The sequence below is a fragment of the Mesorhizobium sp. P2_F5 genome (assembly GCF_056403715.1).
The window spans coordinates 18,837-28,861 of sequence record NZ_JBFUEY010000039.1; the positions used below are offsets into that span (position 1 = coordinate 18,837).

At 64.3% G+C, this 10,025-nt stretch carries 11 protein-coding genes; 6 read left to right on the forward strand and 5 right to left on the reverse strand.

Annotation, left to right across the window (positions count from 1 at the left end):
* Positions 1-42 precede the first annotated feature (42 nt).
* The 3 genes from AC1DYO_RS30930 (at position 43) to AC1DYO_RS30940 (ending at position 2,973) form a co-directional block, all read left to right on the forward strand.
* Positions 43-1,029, forward strand: coding sequence for a tagatose kinase (locus tag AC1DYO_RS30930; protein WP_477268311.1), 987 nt, complete (start codon positions 43-45; stop codon positions 1,027-1,029).
* Positions 1,026-2,303: a D-tagatose-bisphosphate aldolase, class II, non-catalytic subunit gene (locus AC1DYO_RS30935; protein ID WP_477268313.1), complete on the forward strand. Its 1,278-nt coding sequence runs from the start codon at positions 1,026-1,028 to the stop codon at positions 2,301-2,303. The genes AC1DYO_RS30930 and AC1DYO_RS30935 overlap by 4 nt, the downstream gene beginning before the upstream one ends.
* 79 nt (positions 2,304-2,382) lie before the next feature.
* Positions 2,383-2,973 (forward strand): DUF922 domain-containing Zn-dependent protease, encoded by a 591-nt coding sequence (locus tag AC1DYO_RS30940; RefSeq protein ID WP_477268315.1) that lies wholly within the window; start codon positions 2,383-2,385, stop codon positions 2,971-2,973.
* A 93-nt stretch (positions 2,974-3,066) separates the two neighbouring features.
* Here the strand turns inward: AC1DYO_RS30940 and AC1DYO_RS30945 are convergent, their stop codons facing one another.
* Positions 3,067-3,771: an SDR family oxidoreductase gene (locus tag AC1DYO_RS30945; RefSeq protein WP_477268317.1), complete on the reverse strand. Its 705-nt coding sequence runs from the start codon at positions 3,769-3,771 to the stop codon at positions 3,067-3,069.
* Positions 3,772-3,901: 130 nt separating this feature from the next.
* Between AC1DYO_RS30945 and gcvA the strand changes: the two genes are divergently transcribed.
* On the forward strand, positions 3,902-4,807 hold the full coding sequence (gene gcvA, locus AC1DYO_RS30950) for a transcriptional regulator GcvA (RefSeq protein ID WP_477268319.1): 906 nt from the start codon (positions 3,902-3,904) through the stop codon (positions 4,805-4,807).
* Positions 4,808-4,834: 27 nt separating this feature from the next.
* On the opposite strand, the gene AC1DYO_RS30955 is transcribed toward gcvA, so the two are convergent.
* Together AC1DYO_RS30955 and AC1DYO_RS30960 are read right to left on the reverse strand one after the other, a co-directional pair.
* Positions 4,835-5,938, reverse strand: coding sequence for a flavin-containing monooxygenase (locus AC1DYO_RS30955; protein ID WP_477268321.1), 1,104 nt, complete (start codon positions 5,936-5,938; stop codon positions 4,835-4,837).
* A 58-nt stretch (positions 5,939-5,996) separates the two neighbouring features.
* Complete coding sequence (locus AC1DYO_RS30960) at positions 5,997-6,659, reverse strand: GntR family transcriptional regulator (RefSeq protein WP_477268323.1); 663 nt, start codon at positions 6,657-6,659, stop codon at positions 5,997-5,999.
* 305 nt (positions 6,660-6,964) lie between these two features.
* On the opposite strand from AC1DYO_RS30960, the gene AC1DYO_RS30965 reads away from it, so the two are divergent.
* Positions 6,965-8,182 carry an NAD(P)/FAD-dependent oxidoreductase gene (locus tag AC1DYO_RS30965; protein WP_477268325.1) on the forward strand — a complete coding sequence of 406 codons (1,218 nt, stop codon included), beginning with the start codon at positions 6,965-6,967 and terminating at the stop codon, positions 8,180-8,182.
* Positions 8,183-8,270: 88 nt separating this feature from the next.
* Here AC1DYO_RS30965 and AC1DYO_RS30970 read toward each other — a convergent pair whose 3' ends face one another.
* Complete coding sequence (locus AC1DYO_RS30970; RefSeq protein ID WP_477268327.1) at positions 8,271-8,645, reverse strand: winged helix-turn-helix transcriptional regulator; 375 nt, start codon at positions 8,643-8,645, stop codon at positions 8,271-8,273.
* 113 nt (positions 8,646-8,758) lie between these two features.
* Here AC1DYO_RS30970 and AC1DYO_RS30975 point away from each other — a divergent pair, with 113 nt between their 5' ends.
* Positions 8,759-9,343, forward strand: a complete 585-nt coding sequence (locus AC1DYO_RS30975; protein WP_477268328.1) for a dihydrofolate reductase family protein — start codon at positions 8,759-8,761, stop codon at positions 9,341-9,343.
* Positions 9,344-9,429: 86 nt separating this feature from the next.
* On the opposite strand, the gene AC1DYO_RS30980 is transcribed toward AC1DYO_RS30975, so the two are convergent.
* Complete coding sequence (locus tag AC1DYO_RS30980) at positions 9,430-9,849, reverse strand: VOC family protein (protein WP_477268330.1); 420 nt, start codon at positions 9,847-9,849, stop codon at positions 9,430-9,432.
* Positions 9,850-10,025: the final 176 nt, after the last annotated feature.

The window sequence follows — 10,025 nt, forward strand, 5'->3', positions numbered from 1 at the left end:
ACGATCGGCGTCCGGTCCCGCTGGGGAGAAGGAATTGCAAGCATGAGCCTGTCCCGCCGAAGGGAGATCGCCGCCGAGACCGCGGGTCCGACGATTGCCGCCGGCGAAATCCTGGTCGAGATCATGGCCACCGAGCGGGGTCTTGGCTTCCTCGAACCGCAAACGCTGATGGGGCCTTATCCGAGCGGTGCGCCAGCAATCTTCATCGATCAGGTCGCACAACTGGGCGGCGGCGCCGGCATTATCGGCTGCGTCGGGCGTGACGATTTCGGCACGCTCAATCTGGAGAGACTGAAGCGCGACGGCGTCGACGTCTCTGCCGTCGATGTAAGCGACCGCTTCCCGACCGGATGCGCCTTCGTGCGCTACCGGCCCGATGGCGGCCGCGACTTCGTCTACAACATTGCCGAATCCGCCGCCGGGCAAATCCGCCTCACCGCCGAGGCGCGCCAATTGGCGGACCGGGCCGGGCATCTGCATGTCATGGGGTCCACTTTATCCGTAGCCGGGCTGAAGGAGATCGTCGCCTATGCCTTGAAGGCCGTGCGCGCCCGCGGCGGCTCGACTTCGTTCGACCCGAACATGCGCAAGGAACTGATCGACGGTGCCGACGGCGAGCAATTCGCAGCTCTGGTTGACGATGCCGATCTGCTGCTACCCTCCGGCGACGAATTGCTTGCCGCGGCAGGCGTCGATGACGAATGCCAGGCGGTGAAGGCGCTGATCGCCCGGGGCGTCGGCGAGATCGTGCTCAAGCGCGGCGCTGCCGGCTCCTCTTATTTCGGCAGCGACGGCAACAGGATCGACTGTCCCGGCTTCCTGGTCGAAGAAGTCGACCCGACCGGCGCCGGCGACTGCTTTGGCGCGACCTATCTGACCTGCCGGCGCAAGGGCATGGAGCCTGGCACGGCGCTGTTCTATGCCAATGCCGCCGGCGCCCGCAACGTCACGCGGCGCGGCCCCATGGAAGGCACCGCCGGCTTCGACGTGCTTGACGATTTCATCGCCGGGACCGCGAGAGCGACATGAAGACCAACCCGCTTGCAGGCCTCGCTGCTGCCCGCCGGAACGGATCGCCCTACGGCATCACCTCGATCTGCTCTGCGCATCCGCTGGTGATCCAGACGGCAATACGGCGCGCCGTCAGGAACAAGGAAACCATCCTGCTGATCGAGGCGACCTGCAATCAGGTCAACCAGTTCGGCGGCTATACGGGAATGACGCCGGACCTGTTCATCGCCTTCGTGCTGGAGATCGCCAGCAGGGAGGGACTGGACCCCTCGCGCATCATCTTCGGCGGCGATCATCTGGGACCGAACCCGTGGCGCGCCGAGCCGGCGACGCAGGCGATGGACAAGGCCGAAACCATGGTCAGCGCCTATGTCAAAGCCGGCTTCAGCAAGATCCATCTCGACGCCTCGATGGGATGCGCCGGCGAGCCGGCGGCGCTCGATGACGAGATCATTGCCACACGCGCGGCGCGGCTGGCCCAAGCGGCCGAAACGGCGGCGAGAGCAATCGGTAGCGCGTTGCCGGTCTACATCATCGGCACAGAAGTTCCCGCCCCCGGCGGCGTCGATCACGCGATCAATGATCTGAAGCCAACCGAAGCGGCGGCGGCGCGGCGCACGATCGAGATTCATCGCGGCATCTTTGCCCGCGAAGGCCTGACGGATGCCTTTGCGCGTGTCCTCGCCGTCGTGGTGCAGCCCGGCGTGGAATTCGGCAGCCAGAACGTGGTCACCTACAATCCCGAAAAATCGAAAGGTCTGACCGGGCTGCTCGATGAGCAACCCTCGCTCGTCTACGAGGCGCATTCGACCGATTATCAGAGTCGCGCGGCGCTAACCGCCCTTGTCGACAACGGCTTTCCCATCCTCAAGGTCGGTCCCGGCCTGACCTTTGCCTTGCGCGAGGCATTTTATGGTCTCGACCTGATCGCCTCGGAGATGGTCGAAGGCTATGGCGACCGATCACTCGCCCGCACGATGGAGCGCGTGATGCTGGCAGCACCCGGCCATTGGCACAGCCACTATCATGGCAGTGAAACAAGCCTCTATCTGCAGCGGCATTACAGCTACAGCGACCGAATCCGCTACTACTGGAGCAACCTCGCCGCCATCGCCGCCGTCGACCGCCTGCGCAAGACACTCACTGGCGTGGTCATTCCCGAAACGCTGATGCGGCAGTTTCTGCCGACGCTGCCGGCGGCGCTTGGACCGGCTGCTAATCCCGAGGCGATTTTCCACGCGGCGATCGGCCAGGTTCTGGCCGACTACGATGCCGCCTGCCGAGGCGGGTGAATCCCTCAACGGCTTTGTCAGCCGCCGTGCCCAATGCTAGAGCGAAGGGCACAACCCTTGGCGGCCCTTTGACATCTGCATGAAACCAGTCATTTCGTTCGTCCTGCTCGCGGCCTTGCTCCTCGCCTTGCCCGCACGTGCTGACTGGAAGCCGGTCGAGAAAGTCGAAACCTATGCCATATCAGGGCAGAGCGGCCCCGAACTCTACGCCTCGATCGGCGAAGCGGGCCCGTTGCTGGGTAAAGGCCGGGTCATTGCGCACACCAATTTCAAGCTGACCTGGACCAGGGACTACAAGCCGCAAGGTGGTGCCTGCGTGCTCAAATCGGCGCGGCCGAAACTCATCATCACCTACACCTTGCCCAAGCCGGCCGCGCCGCTGGCCCCTGCCGTGCAGAAGAGCTGGGAGATTTTCGCCGCCGGGCTCGCCGCCCATGAAAAGGTGCATGGCGCGGCCATCGTCGAGATGGTGCACAAGATCGAAGCGATAAGCGTTGGTCTGACCGTCGCCGACGATCCCGCCTGCAGCAAGATCCGGACGGAGCTGACCCGGCAACTCGCCGAAATCTCGCTGGCGCAGCGGCAGGCCAGCCGCGACTTCGACAAAGTCGAATTCGGTCCCGGCGGCAATCTGCGGCAGCTGGTCTTCAATCTGATGACCGGGAAATAGAGCCGCATCGCGAACAGAGTCAGAATGCGACTCTATCTCTCTGTTTGACCACGATCTTTCGCGATCTGCCGATCACGCCTTGAGCCGCCTTGATCAGATCGCGCGGATGATGCCGCCGTCGACGCGGATGTTCTGGCCGGTGATGTAGCCGGCGCCTTCAGATGCAAGGAAGGCGATGGTCGCGGCGATCTCATCCGAGGTGCCGTAACGCTGCATCGGCACGCTGTCGCGGCGTTCCTCGGTGGCCGGCAGGCTGTCGATCCAGCCGGGCAGCACATTGTTCATGCGCACATTGTCGGCGGCGTAGGTGTTGGCGAAGATCTTGGTGTAGGCGGCAAGGCCGGCGCGGAACACGGCGGACGTCGGGAACATCGGGCTCGGCTCGACCACCCAGGCCGTCGAAATGTTGATGATGGCGCCGGCCTTCTGCTTGACCATCTGCGGCGCCACGATGCGCACCGGCCGGATGACGTTGAGCAGGTAGACGTCCATGCCGGTGTGCCATTGTTCGTCGGTGATCTCGAGGATCGGCGCGCGCGGTCCGTGGCCGCCGCTGTTGACCAGCACGTCGATGCGGCCGTAGCGCTCGAGCGTCAGGTCGACAAGGCGCTGCAGATCGTCATTCGACTGGTTGGAGCCGGTGACGCCGAGCCCGCCAAGCTCCTTGGCCAGCGCCTCGCCCTTGCCGGAGGACGACAGGATCGCAACCTTGAAACCGTCCGCCGCCAGGCGCTTGGCCGCGGCCGCGCCCATGCCGCTGCCACCGGCGACGACAACTGCTACTTTTTCTACACTCATGATGATTTTCCTTCGCGGGTTGGCGGGACTCTGAAAGCCCATGTTTCCGACCTTCGAGCAATGCTATAACCGGCCTTGCCATCTGGTTCGAACCAGAAAGTCTGAAATCAAGCTGTAGAAAAACTACTGGATGCCCGAAGCCTTCCTGAACCTGCCGCCGTTGAATGCGCTGCGCGCCTTCGAAGCCGCCGCACGCCACCTCAACTTCCGCATCGCCGCCGAGGAGCTGAACGTGACGCAAGGGGCGGTGGCGCAGCATATACGCGGGCTGGAAGCCGATCTCGGCGCAAAACTGTTCGAGCGGCTGCCGCGCGGGCTGGCACTGACCGACGAGGGCCGCGCCTATGTGCCGAATATCCGCCGCGCCTTCGATCTGATCTCGGAGGCGACGCTGCTGTTGCGCCCCGAACCGGCGCGGCTGACGATCAGCGTCACGCCGAGCTTTGCCACCAAATGGCTGATCCCGAAACTGCCGGAGTTCGTCGCGCACAATCCGCTGGTCGACCTCAGGATTCTGGCCAGCGAAAGCCTGTCGAGTTTTCAGGCCGATGGCGTCGACATTGCGGTCAGGCAAGGCCGCCCGCCCTTCGGCGCCGGACTGATGGTGGACCTGTTGTTCCCACAGCAGCTCGTCGCCATCTGCAGCCCTGCCCTGCTGCCCGCCGGTGAAAACGAGATCGCGCCAACCGACATCCAGCATGACGTCCTGCTTCACGACGCGCACAATCTGTGGCCGGAATTCATGGAAAAGGCGCTCGGCCTGAAGATGGCCACCGAGGCCAAACGGATGCGCTTCAACCAGACTGGCCTGGCGATCGATGCGGCCATTGCCGGCCAGGGCATCGCGCTGGCCAGCCGCTTCCTGGTCGTCGCCGACATCGCCGCCGGCCGGCTGGTGCAGCCGCTGCGTGCCGAAATGCGCGGCACGCAGGATTTCTATGTCGTGGTGCCACGCAAGCAACGACACCCCGAGCCGACGCAAGCCGTGCGGCAATGGCTGCTGGATGAGGGAGATGCGTTACCGCCCTCGCTGTAAGCGCCGCGTCACCGGGCGCCTCAGCGTTCAACCCCGCCGCGTAATGTCAGCCGCCACCGTCTTCGCTTCCCGGCCGATCTCCCTGAGCAGTCCGGTCACCGGATTGTAGAAGCCAACGAGATAGAGGCCGAGCTGCGAGGCGCGGGCGTTGACGCCGCTGCGTTCCGGTTGCAGCTCCGCCGGCAAAAATTTTTCGTAGCCCGGACGGTAGCCGGTGGCGAGGATGACGGCGTCGAAGGCTTGCTGCCTGCCGTCGGCGAACGCGGCGCCGTGCTCGGTGAAGCGCGCTATGTCGGGCGCGATCTTGATGGCGCCTTTGGTGATGGCGTCCACCGTGCCGACATCGATGACCGGGATGCGTCCGATCTCGTCGATCTGCTGCAGGATGCCCTGTTTCGGTCGCACAATGCCGTACTTTTCCAGCTTACCCAGCGCGAAATCGAGAATGATCGGGAACATCCAGTCGTTCAGCGCCTGCGGCATTGGCCGGCTGGCGATGCCGACCATCTGGATCGGCACGCCGAACAGTTGGCGCGGTACGATGTGGACGCCCCTGCGCACGGAAATGGTAGGCTTGGCGCCGCTTTCGGCGAGGTCGAGCGCGATCTCGGCACCGGTGTTGCCCATGCCGACGATCAGCACCGAGCGGTCGGCAAAGGGCGCGGCTTGCGAATAGTCGGCGCTGTGTAGCACCTCGCCCTTGAAGGTCTCGATGGCGGTGAGCCGGGGAATGATCGGCTCGGCATTGTTGCCGCTGGCGATGACGACATGGCGCGCCTTGAGGTTCTCCGATCCGGTCTCGACCAGAAACCCGCCGTCGTCGCGGCGAATGGATTTTACGGTCACGCCGAAGCGCGGGCGCAGATCGAATTTTTGCGCGTAATCGTCGAGGTAACGAACCACCAGTTCGCGCGGCACGTAGCGCGGATAATGCTTGGGAAAGGACTGGAACGGCAGCGAAGAGAACGACTTGACCGTATGCAGATGCAACCGTCGATAGTGCCGCCGCCAGGCGGGCGCCACCTCCCGGGCTTTTTCGAGGATGACAAAATCCACCCCTGCCCGCTTCAGGCAAGCGCCGACCGCTAGGCCGGCAGGGCCGGCGCCGACAATGACGACAGTGGTGTCCAAGCGATTCTCCTCCCGCCGGGCTGGCTGAGGCTATGCGCGGAGGAGCAGGCGGGACAAGTCACCCGTTGCGCAGCATCCCGGCCTTGGCCAGCGTCTCCATGCCATCGCAGAGATGTTTCTTCAGCACACGCACGGCTTCCACCGCGTCGCGCTTGCGGCAGGCGGCGAGCAGTTCGCGGTGTTCGGCCTGCGAGACGCCGCGATAGTCGAGGCTGGACAGGAGCATGCGGACATAACGGTCGGCGGCATTGTGGTGCGCCTCGATCAGGCCGAGCAGCCGGGCGTTGCCGCAGGCGCTGTAGAGCGCCAGGTGGAAAGTCCGGTTCAGCACACCCCAACGGGCGACATCGGGCTCGGCGTCGATGCGGGCGAGCACCTGCGCTGCCTCGTCGAGCTTTTCACTGCCAAGCGCTGGGATAGACAGGCTGAGCGCCTGGCTTTCGAGCAGGTCGCGCAACGCAAAGATCTCCCTGATCTCGGTGGCGTCCATACGGGCGACATGCGCGCCTTTGGTCGGGTGGATCTGGACGATGCCTTCGGCCTCGAGCTGGCGCAGCGCATCGCGGATCGGCATGCGGCTGAAGCCGAAGCGCAGCGCAAGCTCGTCCTGGCGGAGCGCCGTGCCGTCCGCCAGGCTGCCGTCGGCGATCGCCTCGCGCAGCACATTGGCGACCTGTTCGGCCACCGTCTGCGGCCGCTGCATTTCGGCAAATCCACTCATACGATCCCCTCTGCCAGCTGCTTCAGCGGCTCCTGCCGCCAACGTCATGGGCGCTGCCCTTCCTCCGCCTGCCGGCGCCAGACGTTCGAAAGCCAGGCGATTGGCTCTTCATCCGTACGCGTACACTCCCAGATTGTGACGGAGAGAAGGCCAAAGCTCCTGCCCCGGCGCTCGCTCCCCAGTTCTTCATGGGAAAGGTAAACGGCAGCGCCGACGACAACGGCCCCACTTTACACAACAAACATGAGCTTGCGCGAATATATGTACCTCGTATACTGGTATACGAGATACATAGGGAGGAGATCGTGGCGCAAACCGCTTCCGCCACCGGGGTCGACGCCATCGTCATCGGCGGCGGCATCGCCGGATGCACGCTGGCCTGGGAACTGGCGTCCAAAGGCGTCAAGACGGTTATCCTGGAGCAGACCCTGATCGCCGCCGAATCCTCGGGGCGCAACACCGGCACGCTGCTCAGCGGGCCGCAGCTGGAGGTGGTCGAAATGCTCGATGCCTGCGCCGCGATCTATGAGGAGCTTGCCGCCGGCCCGGTGCCGTTCGAGTTCGCCAGGATCGGCCATCTCTTGATTTCAGAAGACGAGCAGAGCTTCGAGGCGGCGGCCGAGATCGCCGAGCGCTACCGCGCCGCCGGGGTCACCATGGACAAGGTCAGCGGCGCGGAACTTGCGCGCGACCACAAGCGCATCGGCTTCAACGTCGCCGGCGGCTACCATGTCGGTCGCGCCTGGACCCTGGAGCCGATGGGCGCGACGCATGCCTTCGCGCACGCCGCGCGCGAGGCTGGCGCCACAATCCGCACCGGCCTGCGCGTCGCGCAGATCGTTTCGCGCAACGGCAAGGTCGAGGGTGTGCTGACCGACCAGGGCATCATCCCGGCCGATCTCGTTTTCATCGCCAATGGCCTGTGGATGTCCGACCTGCTCCGGCGCACCATCGGCGATGGACCGTTGCCCGGCCTGCCCTTCACCGCCGGCCGCGGCTGGCTGATCCAGCTCGGCAAGCTCGATTTCGAGTTGCCGTGGATCGTCGAGGAACTGACATGGCCGGACCAGGAGGAACTCGGGCGGCGCATGAGCCTGTCGGGGCTTGCCGATGTCGCTACACAACGGGACGACCAGCCGGCCGTCGAGGCCATCTGCCTCAACCCGATGCGCGGCGGCGACGCAAGGCTCGGCGCCTCGGTGCAGCCGGCGTTTCGCGATCTGGTGCGAAACACCGACATGGCTGCCCGCATCGCGGCGCGCACGCTGCGCATGCTGCCCGGCCTCGGCTCGCCCAGGGTGACCAATGTCTATCCTGGCAACCGCCCGATGCTGTCGGACGGGCTGCCTGTCGCCGGCCGCACCGCGATCGAGGGGCTGTACGTGCATGGTGGCATGGGCTCGATCGGCATGCATGCCGCCCCCGCTACCGCGCGCTGGCTGGCCGGCGCCGTGCTTTCGGGCGACGGCAATCCGCAGCAGGCATGGCTCAGGCCACAGCGATTTGCGGGATGGGAAGAATAAGTCTAGGCGACGTCGTGTGGATGTAGCCCATCGCGAGAGGAAGCCAGCGTTGCGCCCTAGCCGATATGCTCGGCCCGCAGCTTCTTCTTCATCTGCTGCAGCGTCGCCTCGCCGCCCGCCGCCAGCTCGTCGCCAATTGGTCATCGGCGTTGCGGTATTTGCTGCCCCAGGCGCCGAGCGTCGCCAGCACCGGCAACAGGTCGATGCCCGCCTCGGTCAGCCGGTAGATCGCCTTGAGCTTGTGCGTGGGGTCGTCGCTTTTGGTGACGATGCCCTCATCCTGCAGGGTCTGCAGCCGCTCGGCCAGTGTGCGCGACGAGATGCCCTCGTCGGACTGCAAAAATTCCCGGAAGTGCGTCTTCCCCGCGAAAATCATGTCGCGGACGATCAGCAGCGTCCAGCGGTCGCCAAGCAATTCGAGCGACAGGCTCATGGGACAGCCGGATCTTTCCCTGGTCGACATTTATATGGTTCCATTTTTAAATCACTTTACTATTGACATCATTTTCTCCTTGCGTCAATGGTTTCAAAAGTAAAGCATTTTTCATGCACTCAGATCGAGCGAGGAGAACGACGATGAGGAAGCTGATCCTGCAAATGCAGATGTCGGTCGACGGTTTTGTCGGCGCTGCCGGCAACGAACACTGGCAGCTCTGGGAATGGGGCGACAACTGCCCGTGGGACGACGAATTGAAGCAGGATTTCAATGCGGTGTTTGCCGGCATCGACACCATCCTGCTCAGCCGCAAGATGGCCGAAGAAGGCTACCTCAGCCATTGGGGCAATGCGGCGAAAAACTATCCGCGCGATCCCTTCTATGCTTTCGCGCAGCGTATCGTCGACGCGCGCAAGGTAGTGCTGACCGACAAGCTCGCGGCTTCGCGGTGGGAGCGCACGACGCTTGCCAGCGGCGACCTGCCGCGCGAGGTCAAGGCGCTGAAAGCCGAAGGTGCCGGTGACATGGCAGTGTTCGGCGGCGCCGGCTTTGCCTCGGCGCTGATCGCGGCGGGGCTGGTCGATGAATTCCAGCTGTTCATCAATCCGGCTGCGCTCGGCGACGGCGAGCGAATTTTCGACCAGGGCGGCTTCAGGCAACTGCGCCTCGTCGGCTCGAAAGCCTATGCCTGCGGCATGGTGGTGAACCGTTACGCCCCGGCTTGAGTTGGTTCAACATTTGAATCGGTGAACCGCTGCAACTCCTTGTTTTCAAGAGAGTTCCGGGCGGAGAACCGCTCTCCTGGAATTGCCTAGAAATTGATCTCGACCGAAGCAGCGCTGCGCTTCGCCGGCCCGTGAAACACCGCCTCGATGTTGTTGCCGTCGGGGTCCAKSAGGAAGGCGGCGTAGTAACCGGGATGGTAGGGCCGCTCGCCCGGCGCGCCGTTGTCGGTGCCGCCGGCATCAAGGCCGGCCGTGTAAAAGGCGTCGACCATGGCGTTGTCCCTGGCCTGGAAGGCCAGATGATGGCGCCCGGTCAGTTGCCCCCTCGCCGCCCGGCTGTCGAGGCTGGAGATGAACAGCTCGTCCGCCCAGAAATAGTCCTCGGCCTCACCACTGATCGGAATGCCGAGCACCTTAAAGACGGCTTCATAGAAGCTCCGGCTGGCCTTGAGGTCCCTGACCACCAGCTGGACGTGGTCGATGAGGCGGCCGCGATGCAGCTCCATGAGCGATCTCTCCCGTTTACGAGATCACAAAGCTAGGAGCCTGTCCCCGTATTTGGGTGTGGAATGAGCGGTCGGCGGCGGGCTGCGCCTAGACAGCTGGATTACGGCGTGATTCTTTGGGGCATGAGCAAGACGTTTCGCCCCTGGCTGATCGATCAGCCGCAGCTGTTTCCGGC